Raw genomic sequence first — 23,754 nt, 5'->3', positions numbered from 1 at the left:
TCCTCGTCAACGGGGGTGGACGCCGCGGTCTTAGAACCTGTTTACGATCTGCTGTGCGTCGGCGATACGGCGTTGAAAATGGTTTCGAAATGCTCATGTACCGTCTGTACACTCCGCTGTCTCAACCGTTTTCGCCTTGTCTCGCCTTAGCTCGCGAGATCGTAAACACGTTCTTAAGGGGCGACGCAATATTGGCGAGTGTAGGAAAGGCGGCCTTGGGCGCGAAAATGAATAAATCGAGTCTTGCTATTCCGCGCGCTTATACCTGATCCGCCGCGTCCAGCGCGGCGGCGGCCAGTTTCAGGCTGTCTATCATCTGCCGGGCCGCCGGCGTCAGCGGCTTGTCGGCGCGCACCGAGTAGCCGACGGCGGTGGGCGGCCCCACCTCGTCCAGCGGCAGCACCGCCAGCAGCTTGGCGGCGGCGAAGCGGCGCGCCGCCAGCCGCGGCATCAGGCCCAGGCAGTCCGAATCCACCAGCAGATTGACATTGGTCAGCAAGGACAGCGATTCCAGCAGATTGTCCGGCAGCGGGAGGCCGGCGTCGTGGAAGAACTGCTCGGCCACCAGGCGGGCCGGCGAATCCGGCGGCGGCAGAATCCACGGCCAGTCGCGCAGTTCGGCGAGGCGGGACGGCGGCGCGGCCAGCAGCGGATGGTGGCCGCCGGCCACGATGCACAGCCGGTTCAGATAGAGCGGCTGGTGGCGCAAGGGCAGCTTGCGGGTGAGCGGCGCTTCCGGGTCCGGCAGACGGCCCACCACCAGGTCCAGCTCGCCGGCGGCCAGCGCCGGGAACAGATAATCCTGCGGTCCCTCGCGCACGGTGACCAGCAGCTTGGGCGCGTGGGCCTTCAGCCGCAGGATGGCCTGCGGCAGCAGGCTGGCGCTGGCGGAGATCTGGGTGCCGATGATGACATGGCCGCAAATGCCGCCCTTGAAGGCGTTGATCTCGTCGGTCAGATAGCGCAGCTCGGCGATCACCGACTTGACGCGCTCGCCCAGCAGCAGCCCGTATTCGGTGGGCGTCACGCCGCGGTTGCCGCGCAGGAAGAGCACGGTGTCCAGCTGCTGCTCCAGCTCGCGTATCGCCTTGGTCACCGCCGGCTGGGTCAGGTGCAGCTCGCGCGCGGCGCGGGCGATGGACTGGCAGCGCAGCACCCGGTCGAACACCAAGAGCGGCCGCAGCTTGAGCCGGTTCAACACCATATCGTGAACGGAAAAGGGCGTGAGAGGGTCCATCGGCGCTCCTGTGCGGTTGGGACGGCGCGGCAGAAGACTATGGCATAACTTTAGGGAATAGCAGAAGCCCGGATATTCATTTTCTCCTTATCGGCGCGCTCCATAGACTGAACGCGTCCCACTGATACGGCCGGTTTGGTCCGCGCCGGAGCGCTTGAATAAGGAGAACGCCTTGAGCCCAGTTCCACCATCCGCATTGCAAGCCGCCGCCGAGCAGCTGCGTCGCGCCGCCGACGCCGGCCAGCCCTGCGCGCCGGTGCGCGGCCTGCTCGGCGAGGGAGACGTCGACGCCGCCTATCAGGTGCAAACGCTGAATGTCCGGCATGCGCAGGCCCAGGGCCGGCGGCTGGTGGGCAGCAAGATCGGCCTGACCTCGGCCGCGGTGCAGCGGCAGCTGGGCGTGGCGCAGCCGGATTTCGGCCGCCTGTTCGCCGACATGGCGGTGTGCGACGGCGAGGAGATCGACAGCCGGCGGCTGCTGCAGCCCAAGATAGAGGCGGAAGTGGCGCTGCTGCTGGGGCGCGATCTGGACCATGACAAACATACGCTGGCCGATCTGTTCCGGGCGGTGGACGCGGTCTTGCCGGCGCTGGAGATCGTGGACAGCCGCATCGCCGGCTGGGATATCCGCATCAGCGACACCATCGCCGACAACGCGTCCAGCGGCCTCTTCGTGCTGGGCAACCGGCCGCGGCGGCTGGCCGACGTCGATCTGCTCGGCTGCGGCATGACGCTGGAGCTGCGCGGCGAGCCGGTCTCGGTGGGCGCCGGCGCGGCCTGTCTCGGCAATCCCTTATTGGCCGCGCTGTGGCTGGCGGACACGATGGCGCGGCGCGGCGAGCCGCTCAAGGCCGGCGACATCGTGCTGACCGGCGCCTTGGGGCCGATGGCGCCGGCGCGCGCCGGCGACGTGTTCACCGCCCGCATCCAGGGCCTGGGCGAAGTGTCGGCCCGCTTCGCCCCACTTCAGGGAGCATCCTCATGAGCCATCCCGCTCGCGTCAAAGCGGCCATCATCGGTTCCGGCAATATCGGTTGCGATCTGATGGTCAAACTCCTGCGTCACGGCCAGCAGCTGGAATTGGCCGCCATGATAGGCATCGATCCGGATTCCGACGGCCTGGCCCGCGCGCGCCGCCTGGGCCTGGCCACCAGCCACCAGGGCGTGGAAGGGCTGTTGGCCATGCCCGGCGCCGCCGACATCCGCCTGGTGTTCGACGCCACCTCGGCCGGCGCCCACGCGCGCCACGAACAGCTGCTGCGGCCGCGCGGCGTCCGGGTGATAGACCTGACGCCCGCCGCCATCGGCCCCCATGTGGTGCCGGCGGTGAACCTGGACGCGCATCTGGACGCGCCCAATATCAATATGGTCACCTGCGGCGGCCAGGCCACCATTCCCATCGTGGCCGCGGTGGCCGCGGCGACGCCGGTGTTCTACGGCGAAATCGTCGCCTCCATCGCCAGCAAATCCGCCGGCCCCGGCACGCGCGCCAATATCGACGAATTCACCGAAACCACCGCCCAGGCGATTGTCGGCGTCGGCGGCGCGCGCAGCGGCAAGGCCATCATCATTCTGAACCCGGCGGAGCCGCCGCTGATGATGCGGGACACGGTGTTTTGCCTGACCGCGCCGGCGGACCGGGACGCCATCGCCCGCTCGGTGACCGCGATGGCGGACAAGGTCAGCGCCTATGTGCCCGGCTACCGGCTGAAGCAGGAGGTGCAGTTCGAGGCGCTGCCGGCGGAAGCGCTGACGGCCTATCCGGAACTGGCGCGGAGCGGCGGGCTCAAGGTGTCCGTCTTCATCGAGGTGGAAGGCGCGGCCCACTATCTGCCGGCCTACGCCGGCAATCTGGACATCATGACATCGGCGGCGATGGCCTGCGGCGAACGCGTCGCCGCCCGCCTGCTGCAAGCCTGAGGAGCCCGGCATGGACAAACTGTATATTTCCGACGTGACCCTGCGCGACGGCTCGCACGCGGTCCGTCACCGTTATTCGCTGGCCCAGGTGCGCGCCATCGCCGCGGCGCTGGACGCGGCCGGGGTGGATTCCATCGAGGTGGCGCACGGCGACGGCTTGGAGGGTTCCAGCTTCAACTACGGCTTCGGCGCCCATAGCGACGTGGAGTGGATCGCCGCGGCGGCCGAATCCGTGCGCAACAGCAAGATCGCCACCTTGCTGCTGCCCGGCATCGCCACCGTGCGCGCCTTGCGCGAGGCCTACGACGCCGGCGCGCGCATTGCGCGCATCGCCACCCACTGCACCGAGGCCGACATCGCCAGACAGCACATCGGCTACGCGCGGGAACTGGGCATGGACGCCGTCGGCTTTCTGATGATGTCGCACATGACCACGCCGCAGCGGCTGGCCGAACAGGCCAAGCTGATGGAAAGTTACGGCGCCCATTGCGTCTACGTGGTGGACTCCGGCGGCGCTCTGCTGATGCAGCAGGTGCGCGACCGCTTCCGCGCCTTGCGCGACGCGCTGCGGCCGGAGACGGAAACCGGCATCCACGCCCATCACAATCTGTCCCTGGGCGTGGCCAACAGCATTGTGGCGGTGGAAGAAGGCTGCCGCCGCGTCGACGCCTCGCTGGCCGGCCAGGGCGCCGGCGCCGGCAACGCGCCGCTGGAAGTGTTCATCGCCGCCGCCGAGCGCCTGGGCTGGAACCACGGCTGCGAGCTGATCCGGCTGATGGACGCCGCCGACGATCTGGTGCGGCCCACCCAGGACCGCCCGGTGCGGGTGGACCGCGAGACGCTGGCGCTGGGCTACGCCGGCGTCTACTCCAGCTTCCTGCGCCACGCGGAAACGGCGGCGGCGCAATACGGCTTGAAAACCCTGGACATCCTGCTGGAAGTGGGACGCCGCCGCATGGTGGGCGGGCAGGAGGACATGATAGTCGACGTGGCGCTGGACTTGCTCAAGGCCAAAGGAGGCGCGGCATGACGGACTTTGTTCAAAACTGCGCCCGCGAACTGGACATCGCGACCCAAACCGGCGAAGCCGTCGATCAACTGAGCGCGCGGCGGCCTTTCGATCTGGCGCAGGCCTATCGCATCCAGCAGGCCGGCATCGCGCTGCGCCAGCAACGCGGCGAGCGCGCGCTGGGCTTGAAGCTGGGCTTCACCAGCCGGGCCAAGCGCGTGCAAATGGGCGTGGACGCGCTGATCTGGGGCGAGCTGACCGACGCCATGCAGCTGGCGGACGGCGGCGAGCTGGCGCTGGGCCGCCTGATCCATCCGCGGGTGGAGCCTGAAATCGCCTTCATCACCGCGCAGGAGATCTCGCGGCCGCTGTCCCTGGCCGAGGCCGGGCTGGCGCTGGCCGGCGTGGCGCCGGCGCTGGAAATCATCGATTCGCGCTACCGCGACTTCCGTTTCAGCCTGGAGGACGTGGTGGCGGACAACTGCTCATCGTCCCATTTCGTCGTCGGCCCGCTGAGCCCGCCGGACACGCCGCTGGACAATCTGGGCGTGACGCTGCGCTTCAACGGCCGGCCGGTGCAGTTGGGCAGCAGCGCCGCCATCCTGGGCCAGCCGCTGCGCGCGCTGATGGAAGTGTCCGTGCTGCTGCACGCGGAAGGGCGTGCGCTGCCGGCCGGCTCCTTGCTGCTGGCCGGCGCGGCCACCGCGGCCGAGCCCTTGCGCGCAGGCCTGCACGTTGGCGTGGAGATCGCCGGCCTGGGCCGCTGCGAGTTTGAAACCGAAGGGAGCGCCGCATGAGCACCCAAGCCACCACCGTCAGCGGCAAGGCCGCGCCGCGCGGACGCTTTCCGCACCTGAAGCGGGCCGGGGACTTCCTCTTTGTCTCCGGCACCAGTTCCCGGCGGCCGGACAACAGCATCGCCGGCGCCGAGGCCGACGCCATGGGCGCGACGCGGCTGGACATCGCCTTGCAAACCCGGGCGGTGATCGAGAATATCCGCGACATCCTGGCCACGGCCGGCGCCGGGCTGGCCGATGTGGTTGAAATCAGCGCCTACCTGGTGGATATGAACGATTTCGCCGCATACAACCGGGTTTACGCCGACTACTTCGACGAGGAAGGGCCGACGCGGACCACGGTGGCGGTGCATCAGCTGCCGCATCCGCATTTGCGCATTGAGATCAAGGCGATCGCCTACAAGCCGCTTTAGAACGTGTTTACGGCGGCGAGTAGGTTCTTTTAGGTGTAATCAAGCACAAGAGAAGGAGAGAGGAGATGGAACTGCAATACGGCATGCCGCTCAATCTGCTGGACTGGGCGCAGCGCAACCAGGGTCTGCTCAAGCCGCCGGTGTGCAATGCGGCCGTTTGGTCGGACGGCGACTACATCATCAATATGGTGGGCGGGCCGAATACCCGCACCGATTTTCACGACAACCCCACCGAGGAGATTTTCTACCAGATCCAGGGCAACGCCTATCTGGAGATATGGGACCGCGGGCGCTTCGATCGCATCGAGCTGCGCGAAGGCGACGCCTTCCTGCTGCCGGCCCACGTCATCCACTCGCCGCAACGGCCCGAGCCCGGCCTATGCCTGCTGGTGGAGAAGCCGCGGCCGGCCGGCCAGTACGACAGCCTGCAATGGTACTGCCCGGTCTGCGCTGCCGAGATCTGGCGTTTCTCCAAGCAGCTGGAAAGCCTGGTGGACGATCTGCCCAAGGCCTATCAGCTGTTTTACGCCTTGAGCGAGGACGAGCGCCGCTGCCGCCATTGCGGCACCGTCCACCCCGGCAAGGATTACGCCGCCTGGCACGAGTTGCGGCAGCGTTCCCGTCATTGAGCGTCCGTTCCATGACCGCCGCGTTCCCGCCCTAGCTCGCAAGACGGGAACCGATTCTTGAAGCAAGCTTAATTAACCGAGAAACGCAGCCATGATAGACATCCACTCCCATTTCTTCCCGCGGATCAGCCAGGCCGAGGCGGCCCGGCTGGACCCGCGGCGCGGGCCCTGGCTGGAGACCTCCGGCCGCAACGGGCAGATCATGGTGGGCGAGCAGCCGTTCCGGCCGGTGCACGACGCGCTTTGGGACGGCGCGCGCCGGCTGGCCTGGCTGGACGAGCAGGGCATAGACATCCAGATCATGTGCGCGACGCCGGTGATGTTCGCCTACGCCGCGCCGATAGAACGCGCCTTGCCGTGGGCGCAGCTGATGAACGATCGCGCGCTGGACATGGCGGCCATCGCGCCGCAACGCTTGAAAGTGCTGGCGCAAGTGCCCTTGCAGGACGTGGACGCCGCCTGCCGCGAAGCCAGCCGCGCCCGCGACGCCGGCCACATCGGCGTGCAGATCGGCAACCACGTCGGCGAGCGGGATCTGGACGACGCGGGCCTGCTGACGTTTCTCAGTCATTGCGCGGCCGAGAACATCCCGCTGCTGGTGCATCCATGGGACATGATGGGCGCCGGCGCGCGGATGAAGCGCTGGATGCTGCCCTGGCTGGTGTCGATGCCGGCGGAAACCCAGCTGGCCATCCTGTCGCTCATCCTGTCCGGCGCTTTCGAACGCCTGCCGGCCAGCCTGAAAATCTGCTTCGCCCACGGCGGCGGCAGCTTCGCCTATCTATTGGGCCGGGTGGACAACGCCTGGGAGCAGCGCGACATCGTGCGCGAAGACTGTCCGCGGCGGCCGTCCAGCTATCTGGACCGGTTTTACGTGGATTCCGCGGTGTTCGATCCCGGCGCGCTGCGGCTATTGATCGCCACCATGGGCGCGGAGCGGGTGATGCTGGGCTCGGACGCGCCTTTTCCGCTGGGCGAGCAGACGGTGGGCGGCCTGGTCCGCGAGACGGTGGCGGACGCCGATATCCGCCGGCGGCTGCTGGCGGACAATGCGCGGGCCTTCTTCAGTTTATAGGGCGGCTCAACTCAGCAGCCAGCCCAGCAACAAGCCGCCGAACAACAGCCATTTCAGCGCGTAATAGCCGAGGCGGCTCTGCGCCTTGATGCGCTTGCCGAACAGCCGCACCGCCTGCACATAGCGGAACAGGCGGTTGAGCGCGCCGGTGCGGTCCCCGTCCTGATTGGGGGCGCTGGCGGCGCCCAGCAGCAGGTGGCTGAGCTGGCGGTTGAACCAGGCGGCGAGCCGGAAGCGCATCGGCCGTTCGATGTCGCAGAACAGAATGATGCGCTGGTGCTTGGTGGCGTTTTCGGCGTGGTGCAAATAGGTTTCGTCGAACAGCACCGCCTCGCCGTCGCGCCAGCTATAGCGTTCGCCGTCCACTTCGATGTAGCAGGCCTCGCTTTGCGGCGTGGACAGACCCAGGTGGAAGCGCACCGATCCGGCGAAGGGGTCGCGGTGGCGCACCAGGCGGCTGCCCGGTGGCAGGCTGGCGAACATCGCCGCCTTCACCGTGGGAATGCCCTCCAGCAAGGCGGTGGTGTACGGACACAGCTTGGCCGCGGACGGGTGCGGCTGGTCGTACCACTTGAGATAGAAGCGCTTCCAGCCGGTTTTGAAGAAGGAATTGAAGCCCAGGTCGTCGTAACGGTCGGAGGCCTTGATCGCGCCGCCGTCGGACAGGGCCAGCGCCTCGGTGCGGATGCGCTGCCAGTTGTCGTTCAGGGTCCGCAATTCCGGAAACTGTTGCAAGGGCAAATAGGGGCGGGCCGGCAAGGTGGAGAACAAGTAGCAGAAGCAGTTGATCGGCGCCATGAAGGTGGAGTGATCGGTCAACTGCCGCCAGAAACCCAGACGTTGGCGGCCGCGATAGTGGATGTAGACGGTACAGAGCGCGAAAACGAGGAGGATGGAGAGTTTGATATACGGCATATGGGCTCGCCTGTGCATGGATATGCTCAATTTCAAGCAAATACCGGTTTTGGACGACTGGTAGTTGGGATAGTTTAGCAAAATCCTGCCGCCGCCGCCCCCCGCGGCGGGCCGCGCAAACGGCTGTATTGGGCCGGAAAACAGCCGAAACCGGCTGTGCCGGCCGCCGCATACGGCCGACACCCGCAAGGGGCGCTGCCTAGAATGGTTCGAGCGAGAACGGCCCCGCGCCGTCCCCGGCAATCATTCGCTTGCCGGGCCGCCCGACCAAGGAGCCTGCCCATGCATTTCACCCACGCGATCACCCGTTTGCCGGCCGACACCGTGGCCGGCGGCCTGACCACCGCCGATATCGGCGCGCCGGACCCGGCGCTGACCCGCGCCCAGTTCCGCGACTACGTGGACATCCTGCTGAGCCTGGGCCTGACCGTCAGCACGCTGCCGGCCCAGCCCGATTATCCCGACGCCCATTTCGTTGAAGACACCGCGGTGCTGATGCCGGAACTGGCGGTGCTCACCCAACCCGGCGCGCCGTCTCGCCGCGGCGAGGTGCGCAGCATCGCGCCGCTGGTGTCCCGCTTCCGCCACGCCGTATCGATGGACGGCGACGCGCGCATGGACGGCGGCGACGTGCTGATGATAGACAAGCGCTTCTTCGTGGGCCTGACCAGCCGCACCAACGAGGCCGGGGTCAGCCAGTTTGCCGCCGCGGTGGAAAAGTTCGGCTATGTCGTCACCGCGGTGGAAGTCAGCGCCGGCCTGCATCTGAAATCCATCGTCAACTACGTGGGCCGCAACACGCTGATCCTGTCCGAAGACCGCGCCGACGATCCGGTATTCCGCGGCTATCAGCAGATCGTGCTGGCCAGGGACGAGGAATACGCCGGCAACACCCTGTGGATCAACGACACCCTGATCACGCCCAGCGGCTACCCGGACACCCTGCGCAAGCTGAAGACGCTGGGCCTGCCCATCATCGAGACCGACACCAGCGAAATCCGCAAGATGGACGGGGGCTTGACCTGCATGTCCCTGCGCTTCTGAAAAACCGTTTCATTCGCCACCGGCCGCAGAGCCGGGAAGATTCAGAACCTGTCGCCGACGCTGAGCCGGCGAGGAACAGGCTCTCAAGGAGAAACCAGATGAAAACCATCAGCATCGCGCTCTTGCTGGCGCTGAGCGCCGGCCCGTCGCTGGCCAAGGACATCAAGCAAATCCGCTGGGGCGTGGACGGCGGCTATCCGCCCTTCGACGTGCTGGCGCCCAACGGCGAGATCACCGGCTTCGATCCGGACATCGCCAAAGCCGTCTGCGCCGAACTCAAGGCCCGCTGCGTTTTCGTCAAGCAGCCGTTCGACAGCATGATAGCCGCGCTCAACGCCAATAAGTTCGACGCCGTCATCGCCTCGCTGAACGTGACGGCGGAGCGGCGGAAGCAGGTGGATTTCAGCGACAAATACTACGCGTCCGCCTCGCAGCTGGTGGCGCGCAAGGGCAGCCCGCTGCGGCCCACGCCGCAGTCGCTGGCCGGCAAGACCGTGGGCGTGCAGTCCGGTTCGGTGCACGAGCAGTACGCCAAGGCCAACTGGGGCGGCGGCAAGGTCAAGATCGTCACCTACGCCAACCAGGACAATGTCTACCTGGACCTGGCCTCCGGCCGCATCGACGCCGCCTTGCAAGACAATATCCAGGCCGAGACCAGCTTTCTGCGCACCGAGCGCGGCCGGCAGTTCGCCTTCGCCGGCCCCAAGCTGGGCGAGTCCAATCCGGTGGCCGTCGCGGTGCGCAAGAACGATCCGGAACTGAAGGCGGCGATCAACCGCGCCATCGCCGCCATCCGCGCCAACGGGGTGTACGAGGGGATACGCAAGAAGTACTTCGGCTTCGATATCTACCACTAAGCACCTGTTCATCGTCTGCTGCGCGTCGCGGCGCGCGCACCGCTTCCATCCCTATCCACCCCCGGCCGGCGCCCGCCGGCCGCTTCCCCAAGGAGGGCGGCCATGGTGGCGTCCTATCTGCCCCTGTTGCTGAGCGGGGCCTGGCTCAGCCTGCGCGTGGCGCTGGCCGCGCTGGGGCTGGCCCTGCTGTTCGGCCTCGCCAACGCCTGCGTCAAGCTATTCGGGCCGCGTTGGCTGCGGGCGGCGTCCATCGCCTACACCACGGTGATCCGCGGCATTCCGGAACTGGTGATGATGCTGCTGCTGTTCTACGGCGGCGAGAAAGTCTTCAATCTGCTGCTGGCGGCCTTGGGGCTGCCGGCGGTGGAGTTCGACAAATTCCTGGCCGGGGTGCTGACCATAGGCTTCATCTTCGGCGCCTATTACACCGAAACCTTCCGCAGCGCCTTCCTGGCGGTGCCGCGCGGCCAGTTGGAGGCCGGCGTCGCCTACGGCATGCGGCCGTGGCGGCTGTTTCGGCGCATCCTGTTTCCGCAGATGCTGCGCCACGCCTTGCCCGGCATCAACAACAACTGGCTGGCGCTGATGAAGTCGGCGGTGCTGGTCTCGCTGATCGGCCTGGAGGACATGGCCTGGCTCGCCGAGCAGGCCGGCCGCGCCACCCAAATGCCTTTCCTGTTCTATTTCCTGGTCTGCCTGGTCTATTTGCTGTTCACCGCCGCCTCCGGCGGGGTGTTCCGCTGGCTGAGGCTGCATTACAGCCGCGGCCTGCTTTGAGGGGGAAACGATGACGCTAGACGAAATCCTGCGCGCCTTGCCCAGCTATTTATGGGGAGAGGGCGGCCAATGGAGCGGGCTGGCGCTCACCGCCAAGCTGTTCCTGGTGTCCGGCGGCCTGGGCATGTTGCTGGCGGTGCTGCTGGCGCTGCTCAGGGTCTACGGCCCGGCGCCGCTGCGCTGGGCGGTGGCCGCCTTCAGCTATTTCTTCCGCGGCACGCCCTTGTTCATGCAGCTGATGCTGATCTATTACGGCGTGTCGCAATTCAGCTGGGTGATAGAAGGCTGGCAGGCGGAAGACCCGTTCTGGCTGCTGTTCCGCGACGCCACCTTCTGCGCCATCCTCGCCTATGTGTTGAACACCGCCGCTTACGCGCAGGAAATCCTGTCCGGCGCGCTCGCCGGCTACCCGCGCGAGGAAATCATGGCGGCGGAGGCCTTCGGCATGTCGCGGGCGCGGGTCATCCGCCGCATCGTCTTGCCCGGCGCGCTGCGGCGCTCGATACCGGTGCTGAGCAATGAAATGGTGTTTTTGCTGCACGCCACCGCCTTATCGTCCACGGTCACGCTCTTGGACGTCACCGGCGTGGCGCGCGCCTTGTACGCGGCCACCTACGCGCCGTTTTCCCCCTTCTTGATGGCGGCGGCGATCTACCTGGGCTGCACCTTCGCGCTGCTGGCGGGCTTTCGTCAGGCGGAACGCCGCTGGCTGAAGTTCCTGCGGCCGCGCTCAGCCTAGCGCGCCGGCGCTGCGCTTGATCTCCTGCAGCTCGGTGATGGTGATGATCTTGTCGATCTTGAAGGCGGCGCTGTTCAGCCATTGCTCGGCCAGCTCGCGGTATTGCTGGATGTCGCGGCAGCCGACGCGCACCTGGAAATCGAAGCTGCCGGCCACCAGCCAGGCGTCCAGCACCGCCTCGCTGCGTTGCAGTTCCTTGATGAAGGCCTGCTGCGACAGCGCGTGATCGGCCAGCGCCACCTGGGCCACCACGATGACGGGGTAGGCCGGTTCCGGCAGCTGCACCACGGCGCGGTAGCCGCGGATCACGCCGGCTTTTTCCAGCCGGCGCACGCGCTCCAGACAGGGCCGAGGCGTCAGATTGACCTGCTCGGACAAACGTTGAAAGGACATGCGGCCGTCGGCTTGCAAAGCGGCGAGGATTTTCAGGTCGATACGGTCCAGGCTGGGTTTCTTGTCGTTCATGGCGGGTTTCAGGATGGATGGGCTGCCTGATGATTTGAGCCTCAGGCGCCGACAGTGTCAAGGCGGCGCGTCCAGCGTGGTTTTGATATCTCAATGACATGGAAAGGGAGGGCGTTTTATGGAGCTCGTCACCCAGGCGTTGCCGCAGGCCAGCATAGGCATGCGGCGCGAACTCTTGAGCCTGCATTACGGCCGGCGCGGCGCCGGGCCCAAGGCCTATTTGCAGGCCAGCCTGCACGCGGACGAACTGCCCGGCATGCTGGTGATCCACCATCTGCGCCGGCTGCTGGACCAGGCCGAAGCGGCCGGCCTGCTGCGCGGCGAAATCGTGCTGGTGCCGGCGGCCAATCCCATCGGGCTGGCCCAGGCGCTGTTGCAGCAGCAGCCCGGGCGTTTCGAACTGCGCAGCGGCGAGAACTTCAACCGCCGCTTCACCGATTTCCACCCGCTGCTGCGCCCCGGCCTGGAGGCCGGCCTTGGCGATGACGCCGCCGCCAATCTGCGGACGGTGCGCGCCCGGATGCGCGCCGCGCTGGACGCGCAAAGCCCGGTCACGGAACTGGAGGCGCTGCGCCTTGCCCTGAGCCGGCTGGCGCTGGACAGCGACCTGGTGCTGGACCTGCATTGCGACAGCCAGGCGCTGCTGCACGTGTACGCCGACGCGCCGTTCTGGCCGGCGCTGGAGCCGCTGGCGCGCTATCTGGGCGTGGCCGCGGCGGTCTTGAACGAGGCACCGGGCGGCACGACTTTCGAGGAATCCTGCGGCCAGAGCTGGTGGCGGCTGGCCGGCGAACTGGGGCCGGCGCATCCGCTGCCGCTGGGCTGCGTGGCCGCCACGGTGGAACTGCGCGGGCAGGGCGATCTGGATCACGGCCAGGCGCGGCGGGACGCGGAGGCTTTGTACGCCTATCTGCAAAGCCGCGGCCACATCGCCGGCGCCGCGCCGGCCTTGCCGCCGCCGGTGCCCGCGCCGTGGACCTGGCGCGGCATGGCCAGCGTGAGCGCGCCCGCGCCCGGCCTGGTGCTGCGCCATTGCGCGGTCGGCGCGGAAGTGGAGCGCGGCCAGCCGCTGCTGGAGCTGATCGACCCGCTGGAAAACCGGGTCATCCCGGTGCTCAGCCCGGCGGCGGGGCTGCTCTACGTCAGCCACCCGCTGCGCTACGCCCAGGCCGGCATGGAGCTGTGCCGCATCCTGGGCCGGGCCGACACCGGCGCGCGCGTGTCGCTTGCTTGAACGTTTGCGTCATGTTTCCGGCATGGCCGCAACGCGTACTGTCAGTAGAATGATTTGCCGCCCGCGGGCGGCCATGCGAACCCCCACCCAAGAGCCGCCCACCATGCAAGCCCAAGCCATCGCCGCCGTCGACGCGCCGGCGCAAGAAAATCTGGAGCCCATCTGGCTCCGCGCCAGACAAGGCCAATTGGCCCGCGCCGTCGTGATGGTGCGCCCTCACGATTTCGCCTTCAATGAACAAACCGGCGCCGACAATGTGTTCCAGCACCGGCTGCAACTGCCGCCGGCCCAGGTTACCGCGCGGGCGCTGGCGGAATTCGACGCCATGGCGCAGCGGCTGCGCGACCGCGGCGTTGAAGTGCTGGTGCTGGAAAAAAGTCCGGACGGCTATCCAACGCCGGACGCGGTGTTTCCCAACAACTGGTTCAGCACCAGCGTGGACGGCAGCCTGCACGTCTACCCGATGCACACGCTGAACCGCCGCCGGGAACGGCGGGTGGAGGAACTGTGCCAATTACTGCTGAGCCACGGCTACGAGGTGGAGCAAGTGGTGTGGGCCGGCCATCCGCTGGAAGAGGAGCTGATCCTGGAGGGCACCGGGGTGATGGTGTTCGACCATCCGCGCAAACGGGTGTACGCGGCGCGCTCGCAGCGCTGCCATCCGGGCGCGCTCTACCGTTACGCGCGCCGGCGCGGTCTGGAAGCGGTGCACCTGTTCGACACCGTGGACAGCCGCGGCGTGCCCATCTACCACACCAATGTGATGATGAGCGTGGGCGAGGGCTTCGCGGTGATCTGCTCCGAAAGCCTGCACCGGCCGGAGCAGCGGCGGCAAGTGCTGAGCGCGCTGGGCGAACACCACGAGGTGATCGACATCAGCCTGGCCCAGGTGGAGCGCAGCTTCTGCGGCAATATCCTGCAACTGCGCGGCGCCGGCGGCCAGCCGCTGATCGCGATGTCGGAGCAGGCCTGGAACGGCTTCACGCCGGCGCAGCAAAGAACGCTGGAGCGCCACGGGCAGCCGGTGGTCAACCCCATTCCCACCATAGAGGCGGTGGGCGGCGGCAGCTGCCGCTGCATGCTGGCCGAGTTGTTCCTGCCGCGCGTCCGCTAGCGGCTGCCCCGGCAAGGGCCGGGAACGCGTTCCGTCGCGGCTCGTTCGGGAGGGAGGCTAGGCCGCCTGGACAACTCAATCCACGGTTCAGACGCTGCCGCACGGCTCCGGCAGCGTCGCGGCTTTGCGGCAGGGGCCGAACGGCCTGAGCGTGTTTAGCGACTACGCGCCTCTTTCATACCAGTCTTTGCTGGCGTTCACGATGCGAACAACCAGCAGCATGGCGGGGACTTCAACCAGCACGCCGACAACAGTGGCCAGCGCCGCTCCGGAATGAAATCCGAACAGGCTGATGGCGGTGGCCACCGATAGTTCAAAGAAGTTGGACGCGCCAATCAAAGCGGACGGGCAGGCCACGCTATGCTTTTCTCCGACGAGCCGGTTGAGCCAGTAGGCCAGGGCGGAGTTAAAGAACACTTGGATCAAAATGGGGACCGCCAGCAAGGCAATGACTAGCGGCTGCTTCAATATCGCTTCGCCCTGAAAGGCGAAGAGCAGAACCAAGGTTGCGAGCAAGGCGGTGATAGACCAAGGGCCAATCTTGCTCATGGCGGCATCGAAAGCCGCCTGCCCCTTGGCTAGCAGCGCCTTGCGCCATAATTGCGCCAGGATGACCGGAATCACGATGTAAAGCACGACCGATACCAGCAGGGTGTCCCATGGCACGGTGATCGCGGAGATGCCGAGCAGGAGGCCGACGAGCGGCGCGAACGCCACAACCATAATGCTGTCGTTCAGGGCGACCTGGGACAGCGTGAACAAGGGGTCGCCATTGCTCAGCCGGCTCCACACAAAGACCATGGCGGTGCAGGGCGCGGCGGCCAGCAGGATCAGTCCGGCAATATAACTGTCCAGTTGTTCCGCCGGGAGCATGTCAGCAAATAGGTTGCGAATGAACAGCCAGCCCAGAAACGCCATGGAGAACGGCTTAAGCAGCCAATTCACCACCAGGGTCACGCCAATGCCGCGGACATGATGGCGCACTTCGTGCAGCGCGCCAAAATCGACTTTGACCAGCATGGGAATGATCATCACCCAAATCAGTAAACCGACGGGCAGGTTGACCTGGGCGATTTCCAGCTTGCCGATAGCCTGGAATAGCTGCGGCAGCGTTTGTCCCAGCGCGATTCCCGCGATGATGCAAAGAAAAACCCAGAGGGTCAGGTAGCGTTCAAACCTGCTCATCGACGCCGGGCCGTCCCGGCGAAGAGCGGCGTCGCAAGGGGTAGACAAAACAATTCTCCTTTTTCAAACGTGCGGGCTGATCGGGATTTTGCGATTGCCTTGATCGGGGCAGCCGCTTGGCCGCGCGCTGATGGCTTGCGTGGTCATGGCCGTCATGCCGCCTGGCGCTTTGCCTTCAGGGCAGCAAGCCGCCGATACGATCCAGTTCCGTTTTCAGGCGCGCGGGGTCTTGTTGCAGCTCGGCCAGCGGCAAAGCCAGGAAGGCTTCGATCCGGGTGCGCAGAATGCGGTAGGCCGCCATGAAGGCCGCGTCGATTTCCGCGTCGGAGCCGGTGGCCTGGGCGGGATCTTCCACTCCCCAGTGACTGCGCAGCGTCGGCCCCAGGTAGGCGGGGCAGGTTTCGCCGGCGGCGCCGGCGCAGACGGTGATGACGATGTCGGGGGTGGCTGGCAGATTGTCCCAGGATTTGCTGCGGCAGCCCTCGGCAGCCATCCCTTCGCGCCTCAATAGCGCCAGCGAGCGCGGATGCACTTGCCCTGTGGGTTGGCTGCCCGCGCTCATGGCTTTCCAGCCGGCCGGCGCCAGGTGGTTGAAAACGGCTTCGCCCAGGATGGAGCGGCAGGCGTTTCCGGTGCACAGGAAAAGCACGTTCATGGGGTCAGTTTTCCGTTTCAGTTTTGGATGATGGGGGCAAGGCGGCTTCGGGGCAGCATGAGTCCGCACGCATGTCGACGCATTGCTCCGGATGGCCGGCGCAGCACTCTTCGGTCAAATAGGCGATCAATTCCAGCATCAAGGTCAAATTGGCGCGATAGCGCTGGTAGCGTCCTTCCTGCTCCACCGAAACCAAGCCTGCATGGCTCATGCCCTTGAGGTGAAAGGACACATTGTTGGGAGGAAGGTTGAGCGTGCCGGCGATTTGGCCAGCCACCATGCCTTCCAGTCCTTGCCTGACCAGCAAGCGGTAAATGTCGAGCCGGATGCTGGAAGACAGGGATTCGAAGATTTGGGTCGCGGTTGTGTTTTTCATGGTTCAACTATACAAGAATTATTGAAATAATGTCTAGATCCATTATCATGGCCTGCGTTCCGCTCACCCTTGTGAGGCCGCAACGCGGGGTCCGCACAGGGGGATTGACTCGTTATCTGCAGGAGGCCGCTATGTTCATCCATTCCCCCGATTTGCCCAATGTCCGGGCTGATCTATTTGAAAGCCCGTCGTATTCGCCGTTGTCTGCGGTGCCCGCATCCAAGCATGCGCCCCGCTTTTTACTGCTGTACGGCTCGTTGCGCGAGCGTTCATACAGCCGTTTCTTGGCTGAGGAGGCGGGCCGTTTGTTGCTTGCGATGGGGGCGGAGGTCAGGATGTTCGATCCCAAGGGCTTGCCCTTGCCGGATGAGGCTCCGGACAGTCATCCCAAGGTGCAGGAGTTGCGTGAGTTGGTCTTGTGGGCCGAAGGCATGGTGTGGTGTACCCCGGAAAGACATGGGGCGATGACGGGCGTCATGAAGACGCAAATCGACTGGATTCCGCTGTCCGCTGGGGCCGTTCGTCCCACTCAGGGCAAGACTTTGGCGGTGCTGGAGGTGTCCGGCGGTTCTCAGTCGTTCAATGCGGTCAACCAACTGCGCATTTTGGGGCGCTGGATGAGGATGCTGACCATTCCAAATCAGTCCTCGGTGCCCAAGGCTTTTCTGGAGTTCGACGAGGGAGGCCGGATGAAACCGTCAGCCTACTACGACCGGGTGGTGGATGTGATGGAGGAGTTGATGAAGTTCACACTGTTGACCCGCGATGTTTCTCCCTATCTGACGGATCGTTACAGCGAGCGTAAGGAAAGCGCCGAAGCCTTATCTCTGCGGGTGAGCCAACATAGTATTTAGCCGCCGGGGTGCGGCGGCCCGTAGACTGTTCAAGTAGCCGCCAGACAGGGCGCCGCTGGACGACGCCCTGTTGAGGCTTACTTCACGCTGACGCCGCTGAACTGATAATCGCCAAAGGGGCTGATCTTGAAGCCGTTCACTTCCTTGCGCATCGGTTGATTGATGATGGAGTGGGCGATGGTGGTCCACGGCAGATCGCGCTTGAAGAGGGTTTGCGCCTGCGAGTACAGCTTGGCGCGCTCGGCCTGGTCGTTCAGGGTGCGGGCCTTGATGATCAGCGCGTCGAACTCCTTATTGCAGTAGCGCGAGTAGTTGGAGCCGTTCACCGCCTCGCAGCTGAGCAGCACGCCCAGGAAGTTGTCCGGGCTGGCGTAGTCGCCGGTCCAGCCCATCAGGCCGGCATCGTGCTCGCCGCGCTTCATCCGCTTCAGGTATTCGCCCCATTCATAGGACACGATCTTGGCCTTGACGCCGATCTTGGCCCAGTCGGACTGGATCATCTCCGCCATCAGTTTGGCGTTGGGGTTGTACGGCCGTTGCACCGGCATCGCCCACAAGCTCAGCTCGAAGCCGTTGGGGTAGCCGGCCTTGGCCAGCAGCGCCTTGGCGGCGGCCACATTGTAGGGCGCGTTCTTCAGGCTCTTGTTGTAGGACCACAGCGAGGACGGGAAGGGGTTGCTGGCGGCCTGGCCCTGGCCCTGGTAGACCGCGTCTATGATGGCCTGGCGGTTGATCGCCATGTCCAGCGCCTGGCGCACCTCGCGCTTCTGGAACTGCGGCTTGTCCAGGTTGTAGCTGAGGTAGCCGATATTGAAACCGGGCGCGGTCAGCATTTTCAGCTTGGGATCGGTCTTCATCACCGCCAGATCGCTGGGGCGCGGATAGGACATGATCTGGCACTCGCCGGCCTTCATTTTCTGGTAGCGCACCGAGGGATCGGTGGCGATGGCGAACACCAGATTGTCCACCTTCACCGCGCTCTTGTCCCAGTAAGCCTTGTTGCCGGCGTAGCGGATCTGGGCGTCCTTCTGGTAGCGCTTGAAGATGAAGGGGCCGGTGCCCACCGGTTTCTGGTTGATGTCGGCGGCGCGGCCGGCCTTGAGCAGCTGCTCGGCGTATTCGGCGGACAGGATGGAGGCGAAGGGCATGGCGATCTTGATCGCCAGGTCGGCGTCCGGCGCTTTCAAGACGAAGCGCACCGTTTGCGCGTCCACTTTTTCCACGGCGCTGACGTTGCTGGCCAGGCCGGTGTCCACCGCGTAGGGGAATTCCGTGTTGTAGGCTTTGCGGAAGGGGTGGTTCTTGTCGAACATGCGCATGAAGGTGAACACCACGTCGTCGGCGTTGAAGTCGCGCGTCGGCTTGAAATAGTCGGTGGTGTGGAACTTCACGCCCTGGCGCAGCTTGAAGGTGTAGACCTTGCCGTCCGGCGAGGCGCTCCAGGAGGTGGCCAGGCTGGGAATGGCCTTGGTCGAGCCTTTCTCGAAACCCACCAGGCGGTCGAACAGCGCGTGGCCGGCCGCGTCGAAGGTGGTGCCTGAGGTGAACTGGGCGGAGTCGAAGCCGTCCGGGCTGGCTTCGGAGCAGTAGACCAGGGTGCCGGCGGCCTGGACGGAGACGGCGAAAGCGGCGCAGCAGGCCGCGGCCAACAATTGCGGTTGGATCTTTCTCATTGCTATTTCCCTATTTGCAGAGCGGTGAAGGGCGCGGACGCCTTCTTCATGAGTGCTTGGCAGGCCCTTGGGGGCTTTCTATTTGTTCATCTGTCCGATTCCCGCCGTTTTGGCGGCCCGGCATGCGTTTGGGATGGCCGTTTGATGCCGGATTCAAGCGACTAAGGCGGGAACGGAAGACCCTGCCAGCATATAGATTGTTGTCCCGGCGTCAATCGTGCGCTGCGGCGTAAGCGCGCCCGCATTTGAGATTTTCGTTTCGACGAGCTGGGCGCATTTTAAGAATGATATTTAAAAACAGTTATTTGTGTCAGTTTTCAGGCGTTTCTGCATTGCGGCGGCAGGCATAAGATAGGGAGGCCTGCAAAAGGGCGTTTTTGTTTTCTCTTAAGCCAAGGAGAGCCAAATGCAAGCCAGCACGCAAGAAGCGGTGGTTGTGGTCAAACCCCGCAATCCGCGTCCGGTCCTGGTGCCGGTCCACTTGTAATCGGGTAGGAACGGGGCCGCCGTTTCAGGCGCAAAGCCCTGGGCCGATCTGGATTCCGCGCCGCCGGCTTGCCGGCGGCCGCGCTCATCTTTAAGAGGAGACTCCTTTGTGTCCCATCCGTCCGATCTTCGTTTTTGCCTGAACGGCGATGTGATTTCGCAATCGCCGCTGGTGGTCAAAACCGCCGGCGACGAGGAATTGGAGATTTCCGCGGGTCTTGCCAGCACGGAGGAGGTCAGCGCGCTGATGGCGCGCCTGGCCGGCGGCTGCAGCCAGCGGGACGCGGAGCGCCTCCTGCCGCGCCAGTCCGCCGACGAGGTGCGTCGTTTGCTGGTCAGCCTGGAAAACTACGGCGTGATCCGCCCGCTGGCGCCGGCGCGCGGCAAGACCGGGCTGGAAGTGCTGCTGGAGGTGGAGGACCTGTCCAACCGCCTGCTCTACCAGACGCTGTACCGCAATCCGTTCTGGACCCATTGCCAGAACGCCAGCCAGCCGGGGGATATTCCGGAGCGGGTGTTCCACGGCATGGTGATAGAGAACTATCACTTTTTGTTCCGCGAAAGCTATTTCGACGCGCCGGTGCTGTCCTATGTGCCCAATACCCAGGCGCGGCTGGCGATGAACGCCTTCTTCGCCGAGGAGTACGGTCACGACGAGCTGCTGCTGCAGGCCTTGAACCGCATCGGCATCAGCCGCGAGGACCTGGCGCACGCCGTGCCGCTGCCGCAGACCATGGCGCTGTGCAATGCGCTGGCCTATTGGTCGCACAACGATCCGCTGTTCTTCTTCACCACGCTGGGCATTCTGGAAGGCAAGGACATCCGTCAGGACTCCTTCCTGGACGCCGCCTACCGGCTGGGCGTGGACGCGGATTTCCTGCGCCCGGTGAAGGCGCACTCGGACATCAATCTGAAGGGCGAGCACGGCAGCCTGACCCGCAAGATCTTCGCGCAGATCCCGGTGGTGGATCAGGAAACGGCGCGGCGCCTGCTGGCGCAAACCCATTTGTTCGTCGAGCTCTACGACGCTTTCTACAGCGCGGTCTGGCGGCATTATCTGCACGCCGACACCTTGCTGCGCCGCATCGAGCATTATTGAGGAGGCATTATGCACGGCCCCGGCACCCATGATCTGTTTCGTTACCCGGCGCTGCGGCCCGGGGTGGAAATCCAGTCGCAGGACGGCGGCGTGGCCCTGCTGTACCGCGAGCAGTCCTGCGATCTGCAAGTGGCCGACGAAGGGCGGCTGCAATTGCTGGCCCTGCTGGACGATCTGCAGCGCGCGCCGGCCAGCATGTCGGCGCTGCGCGCCGCCCATCCGGAATTGGCGGGGACGATTCCCGGCCTGCTGGAGGAGTTGGACCGCCTGGGCCTGGTGACCGAGGCCAGCTTCGAATTGCCGGACGACGCGCTGTCCGGTTGCGAGTTCAACACCCGGCTGCGCAATCTGGCGCAAAGGGCGATGCGCAAGCGCGGCCATTCCCGGCTGTACGGCATGCTGTCCGACGGCAGCGCGCCGCGCAATGTGCTGATCGGCTACGCGCTGGAGTATTACTACCTGGTGCGCGCGGCGCCGGGCCTGATCGCCTCCGCGCTGTCGCACGCGGACAGCCGGCAGAACCAGCGCAGCATCCAGCGCTTCCTGGTGTCGGAGCTGGATCACGATCAGATGCTGGCCGAGAGCCTGGCCAGCGTGGACATGGAAGTGGAGGGCCTGGACCATCTGCAGCCCCTGCCGTCCACCTTCGCCTTGTGCGCGGCCTTGGGCGTGTTCGCGCGTCAGCATCTGCTGTCGTTCAAGAGCGTGTTGTTTCTGTTCGAGATGCCCGGCGACGAGTTCAACCGCGCGCTGGTGCGCTGTTGCGAACGCGCCGGACTGGACAAGGGCTTTTGGGAGCCGCTGCTGCGCCACGCCTACCTCAACGATACGCTGGGGCACGACGACATCACCTCCGAACTGCTGCAGGACATCAGCGCCATCAGCCGCGAGGAGCAGCTGGTGGTGGAGAAAAACCTGGTGCTGACCATAGAAACCATGGCGCTGCAGGACGAGGAAATCGTCGATTACTACAGCCGGCCGGACGCCTTGATGCCGCGGCTCTATTTGTAATCCCCCGCAGTAGTCCTCGAGACGGCAGCCAAGGAGAGAACGATGGAAGCCTGGCAAGTCACCCATTATCGCGCGCCCCACCTGGTGCCCTTCAGCGCCCATCTGGCCGACGACGGCCAGACCGTGGTGCTGGCGGCGGACGCCAAGGAGTACGAAATCCAGTTTTCCGGCGTGGATGGCGGCCGGGTGTTGGACAGCGTGCTGGCGATGGCCAATCCGGACGCGGAAATCTGGTTCGACATCCACGCCGGATCGGCGCCGTCCTGGCAGCTGTCGCTGGCGGAACAGCTGGACGCGCTGTCGCTGATCCGCGACGCGCCGGCGGACCCGGCGGCGCTGGAGCGGCAGCGCCGGCAGTGGGAGGCGCTGAGCCGCCGCTGCGTGGACAAGTTGTTGGCGGCCACCGCCGGCGCGGCGCGCGGCGCTTACGCGCCGGTGGTGCTGAACATGCTGCGCCTGCTGGACGAGCCGGCGCCGCAGGCCGACGCCTTTTGCATAGACGAGGCGGGCGCGCCGGAGTGGCGGGACAATTTCGCGCTGCAAACCTTCTATCTGCAAAAGCTGTACCTGGCCGACAATCTGCCGCAGGCGCTGACGCTGTGGCGGCGGGTGCTCAACGGCTTCGCCGACGGGGCCGGCTTCGTCGGGCTCAGCCGCCGCGAGGCCGGCGCGGCGGAGATGCCGGCCAGCGAAGGCTTTTACTGCCCGGCGCATCTGGAAGCCTATGCGCTGTGCCTGGTGGATCTGCTGCTGCTGGCGCCCAAGCCCGAGGCGCGGCGGCGGCTCCTCCGCCGCGAGCCGGCCTCGGCGGTGGACAGCGGCGTCAACTTCATGCGCCGCGCCGAGCAGTTTGCGCTGGACGGCCTGGCCGAGCTGGGCGAATCGCGCTATGTGCGCAGGGTGAACGCCGACGACGCCGGCTTCGGCCCCCTGGTGCAAGGCCTGTTCATCGAGCAATACCACGTCACCCAGCGTTTCGTGGAAATCATCGCGCCGCTGATGACCAAGCGGCTGCGCAGCCCGCTGAAGCAACGGGTCTACCGTTATTTCCAGGAGGAGCTGGGCCACGAAGTCTACGAGCGCGCCACCTGCGAAGCGCTGGGCGTGCCGCCGGCCTGGCTGGACCAGGCGCTGCCGCTGCCCTTGTTCCAGGCCTATGTCGACGCCTTCACCGTGCTGGGCCGTTACGACCCCATCGGCTATCTGAGCTCCATCATGGTCACCGAGGGCATGTTGGGCGTGGACAATCCGGTGCACGAGCGGCTGGAGTCGCTGGTGGAGTTCCGCGCCGATTACCAGCGCGTGGCCAAGCGCCACGACGATTTGAATCTGGAGCTCAACCACGCCGCCTTGTCCCGGCTGTTCTTCCGCGAAATCAGCGCCTTGTCGCCGCGGACGCAGCAACGCGCAGAGGCCAATCTGGCGTATCTGCTGGAGCTCAACCTGCGGGCGATGGACCAGGTGGCGGACTTCTACGGTCCGCAGGCGCAGCTGGCCGTCTGCTCGCTGGACGGCTATGCCGTCGCCGGCTGAACGCGCGGCGACGCAAGCCGCCTACGCCGCCAGCGTCAATCCGGCCTGGCTGGAAACGTTGAGGCAGTGCGGGCTGGACGCCCGGCCGCTGGAGGCGGAGGGCGCTTGGCTGCGGCTGGAGGACGGCCGGCGCTGGCTGGACTTCGTCGCCGGCTACGGCGCGGCGGCGCTGGGACATCGCCCGCGGGCGCTGCTGGCCGGCCTGGCGGAAGACCTGTTCGATCCCGCGCCCAATCTGCATCCGCTGGGCTTTTCCGGCCTGGCCGGCGATCTGGCCGCGGCGCTGCTGACGCTGGCCGGCTTCGCCGACGGCAAGGCCCTGTTCGCCAGCACCGGCGCGGAGGCGGTGGAGGGCGCGCTGAAGCTGGCGCGGATGGCCGGCGGCCGGCGGCGCGCCTTGAGTTTCGACGGCGGCTTTCACGGGCTGACCCTGGAAGCCACCGAACTGGCCGGCGGCGATTTCTGGCGGCAGGGCCTGCCGCGGCGCGAGGACTGCGCGGTCTTGCCCTGGGGCGATCTGGCCGCGGCTGCGGCCGAGCTGGCGCGCGGCGACGTGGCCGCGGTGCTGCTGGAGCCGGTGCAGGGCAGCGCCGGCGCGGGCGCCTGGCGCGGCGAGGATCTGGCCGAGCTGGCCGCCTTGTGCCGCCGCCACGGCGC

General features: G+C 66.0%; 25 protein-coding genes. 18 read left to right on the top strand and 7 right to left on the bottom strand.

Annotated elements, in window-relative coordinates:
- Positions 1-259: 259 nt before the first annotated feature.
- Positions 260-1,237, bottom strand: a complete 978-nt coding sequence (locus ACODSD_RS06545) for a LysR substrate-binding domain-containing protein (protein WP_227103242.1) — start codon at positions 1,235-1,237, stop codon at positions 260-262.
- Between the two features lie 172 nt (positions 1,238-1,409).
- Here ACODSD_RS06545 and ACODSD_RS06540 point away from each other — a divergent pair, with 172 nt between their 5' ends.
- The 7 genes from ACODSD_RS06540 to ACODSD_RS06510 all read left to right on the top strand — a co-directional run bounded on the left by ACODSD_RS06540 (position 1,410) and on the right by ACODSD_RS06510 (position 7,080).
- Entirely contained in the window at positions 1,410-2,222 is an 813-nt protein-coding gene (locus ACODSD_RS06540; protein ID WP_107798928.1) for a 2-keto-4-pentenoate hydratase, read from the top strand.
- Positions 2,219-3,157 carry an acetaldehyde dehydrogenase (acetylating) gene (locus tag ACODSD_RS06535; protein WP_235088523.1) on the top strand — a complete coding sequence of 313 codons (939 nt, stop codon included), beginning with the start codon at positions 2,219-2,221 and terminating at the stop codon, positions 3,155-3,157. Before ACODSD_RS06540 ends, ACODSD_RS06535 begins: the two co-directional genes overlap by 4 nt.
- 10 nt (positions 3,158-3,167) lie before the next feature.
- On the top strand, positions 3,168-4,187 hold the full coding sequence (gene dmpG / locus ACODSD_RS06530; RefSeq protein ID WP_107798930.1) for a 4-hydroxy-2-oxovalerate aldolase: 1,020 nt from the start codon (positions 3,168-3,170) through the stop codon (positions 4,185-4,187).
- Positions 4,184-4,963, top strand: coding sequence for a 2-keto-4-pentenoate hydratase (locus tag ACODSD_RS06525; protein ID WP_488876997.1), 780 nt, complete (start codon positions 4,184-4,186; stop codon positions 4,961-4,963). Before dmpG ends, ACODSD_RS06525 begins: the two co-directional genes overlap by 4 nt.
- On the top strand, positions 4,960-5,376 hold the full coding sequence (locus ACODSD_RS06520) for a RidA family protein (protein WP_227103231.1): 417 nt from the start codon (positions 4,960-4,962) through the stop codon (positions 5,374-5,376). The genes ACODSD_RS06525 and ACODSD_RS06520 overlap by 4 nt, the downstream gene beginning before the upstream one ends.
- Positions 5,377-5,441: 65 nt before the next feature.
- Entirely contained in the window at positions 5,442-6,005 is a 564-nt protein-coding gene (nbaC, locus tag ACODSD_RS06515; RefSeq protein ID WP_488876996.1) for a 3-hydroxyanthranilate 3,4-dioxygenase, read from the top strand.
- Positions 6,006-6,096: 91 nt separating this feature from the next.
- Positions 6,097-7,080, top strand: a complete 984-nt coding sequence (locus tag ACODSD_RS06510) for an amidohydrolase family protein (RefSeq protein WP_488876995.1) — start codon at positions 6,097-6,099, stop codon at positions 7,078-7,080.
- Positions 7,081-7,086: 6 nt separating this feature from the next.
- Here ACODSD_RS06510 and ACODSD_RS06505 read toward each other — a convergent pair whose 3' ends face one another.
- The gene (locus tag ACODSD_RS06505; protein ID WP_488876994.1) at positions 7,087-7,995 is read right to left on the bottom strand and encodes an aspartyl/asparaginyl beta-hydroxylase domain-containing protein; all 909 of its coding nucleotides are present in this window, start codon (positions 7,993-7,995) and stop codon (positions 7,087-7,089) included.
- 282 nt (positions 7,996-8,277) lie between these two features.
- Here ACODSD_RS06505 and ACODSD_RS06500 point away from each other — a divergent pair, with 282 nt between their 5' ends.
- From ACODSD_RS06500 to ACODSD_RS06485, 4 genes are all read left to right on the top strand, one after another.
- Positions 8,278-9,039, top strand: coding sequence for a dimethylarginine dimethylaminohydrolase family protein (locus tag ACODSD_RS06500; protein WP_486637249.1), 762 nt, complete (start codon positions 8,278-8,280; stop codon positions 9,037-9,039).
- A 98-nt stretch (positions 9,040-9,137) separates the two neighbouring features.
- The gene (locus tag ACODSD_RS06495; RefSeq protein WP_107798936.1) at positions 9,138-9,896 is read left to right on the top strand and encodes a transporter substrate-binding domain-containing protein; all 759 of its coding nucleotides are present in this window, start codon (positions 9,138-9,140) and stop codon (positions 9,894-9,896) included.
- Between the two features lie 102 nt (positions 9,897-9,998).
- The gene (locus tag ACODSD_RS06490) at positions 9,999-10,673 is read left to right on the top strand and encodes an ABC transporter permease (protein ID WP_488876993.1); all 675 of its coding nucleotides are present in this window, start codon (positions 9,999-10,001) and stop codon (positions 10,671-10,673) included.
- Positions 10,674-10,683: 10 nt separating this feature from the next.
- Positions 10,684-11,412 carry an ABC transporter permease gene (locus ACODSD_RS06485; protein ID WP_488876992.1) on the top strand — a complete coding sequence of 243 codons (729 nt, stop codon included), beginning with the start codon at positions 10,684-10,686 and terminating at the stop codon, positions 11,410-11,412.
- On the opposite strand, the gene ACODSD_RS06480 is transcribed toward ACODSD_RS06485, so the two are convergent.
- Positions 11,404-11,877 carry an Lrp/AsnC family transcriptional regulator gene (locus ACODSD_RS06480; protein ID WP_107798939.1) on the bottom strand — a complete coding sequence of 158 codons (474 nt, stop codon included), beginning with the start codon at positions 11,875-11,877 and terminating at the stop codon, positions 11,404-11,406. The genes ACODSD_RS06485 and ACODSD_RS06480 overlap by 9 nt on opposite strands.
- A gap of 118 nt (positions 11,878-11,995) precedes the next feature.
- On the opposite strand from ACODSD_RS06480, the gene ACODSD_RS06475 reads away from it, so the two are divergent.
- Positions 11,996-13,111, top strand: coding sequence for a succinylglutamate desuccinylase/aspartoacylase family protein (locus ACODSD_RS06475; protein WP_488876991.1), 1,116 nt, complete (start codon positions 11,996-11,998; stop codon positions 13,109-13,111).
- A gap of 73 nt (positions 13,112-13,184) precedes the next feature.
- The gene (locus ACODSD_RS06470) at positions 13,185-14,225 is read left to right on the top strand and encodes an arginine deiminase-related protein (RefSeq protein WP_488876990.1); all 1,041 of its coding nucleotides are present in this window, start codon (positions 13,185-13,187) and stop codon (positions 14,223-14,225) included.
- Positions 14,226-14,387: 162 nt separating this feature from the next.
- Here the strand turns inward: ACODSD_RS06470 and arsB are convergent, their stop codons facing one another.
- From arsB to ACODSD_RS06455, 3 genes are all read right to left on the bottom strand, one after another.
- Positions 14,388-15,458, bottom strand: coding sequence for an ACR3 family arsenite efflux transporter (gene arsB, locus ACODSD_RS06465; protein ID WP_449727705.1), 1,071 nt, complete (start codon positions 15,456-15,458; stop codon positions 14,388-14,390).
- 127 nt (positions 15,459-15,585) lie between these two features.
- Entirely contained in the window at positions 15,586-16,065 is a 480-nt protein-coding gene (locus ACODSD_RS06460) for an arsenate reductase ArsC (RefSeq protein WP_227103214.1), read from the bottom strand.
- Positions 16,066-16,069: 4 nt separating this feature from the next.
- Complete coding sequence (locus ACODSD_RS06455; protein WP_227103213.1) at positions 16,070-16,441, bottom strand: ArsR/SmtB family transcription factor; 372 nt, start codon at positions 16,439-16,441, stop codon at positions 16,070-16,072.
- A 131-nt stretch (positions 16,442-16,572) separates the two neighbouring features.
- Between ACODSD_RS06455 and arsH the strand changes: the two genes are divergently transcribed.
- Positions 16,573-17,295: an arsenical resistance protein ArsH gene (gene arsH / locus ACODSD_RS06450; protein WP_227103211.1), complete on the top strand. Its 723-nt coding sequence runs from the start codon at positions 16,573-16,575 to the stop codon at positions 17,293-17,295.
- Positions 17,296-17,372: 77 nt separating this feature from the next.
- On the opposite strand, the gene ACODSD_RS06445 is transcribed toward arsH, so the two are convergent.
- On the bottom strand, positions 17,373-18,968 hold the full coding sequence (locus ACODSD_RS06445; RefSeq protein ID WP_107799037.1) for an ABC transporter substrate-binding protein: 1,596 nt from the start codon (positions 18,966-18,968) through the stop codon (positions 17,373-17,375).
- Between the two features lie 595 nt (positions 18,969-19,563).
- On the opposite strand from ACODSD_RS06445, the gene ACODSD_RS06440 reads away from it, so the two are divergent.
- From ACODSD_RS06440 to ACODSD_RS06425, 4 genes are all read left to right on the top strand, one after another.
- Complete coding sequence (locus tag ACODSD_RS06440; RefSeq protein ID WP_199225850.1) at positions 19,564-20,553, top strand: iron-containing redox enzyme family protein; 990 nt, start codon at positions 19,564-19,566, stop codon at positions 20,551-20,553.
- 9 nt (positions 20,554-20,562) lie between these two features.
- On the top strand, positions 20,563-21,564 hold the full coding sequence (locus tag ACODSD_RS06435; protein ID WP_488876989.1) for a hypothetical protein: 1,002 nt from the start codon (positions 20,563-20,565) through the stop codon (positions 21,562-21,564).
- Between the two features lie 42 nt (positions 21,565-21,606).
- The gene (locus ACODSD_RS06430; RefSeq protein WP_488876988.1) at positions 21,607-23,097 is read left to right on the top strand and encodes a hypothetical protein; all 1,491 of its coding nucleotides are present in this window, start codon (positions 21,607-21,609) and stop codon (positions 23,095-23,097) included.
- Positions 23,081-23,754, top strand: a 674-nt coding sequence (locus ACODSD_RS06425; RefSeq protein ID WP_488876987.1) for an aminotransferase class III-fold pyridoxal phosphate-dependent enzyme, incomplete at its 3' end; no start/stop codon positions are given. The genes ACODSD_RS06430 and ACODSD_RS06425, both read left to right, overlap by 17 nt.

The sequence above is a fragment of the Chromobacterium sp. FG22 genome (assembly GCF_057809415.1).
Note: the sequence above shows the minus strand (reverse complement) of the source record. Positions and strands in the feature narration are given on the sequence as shown.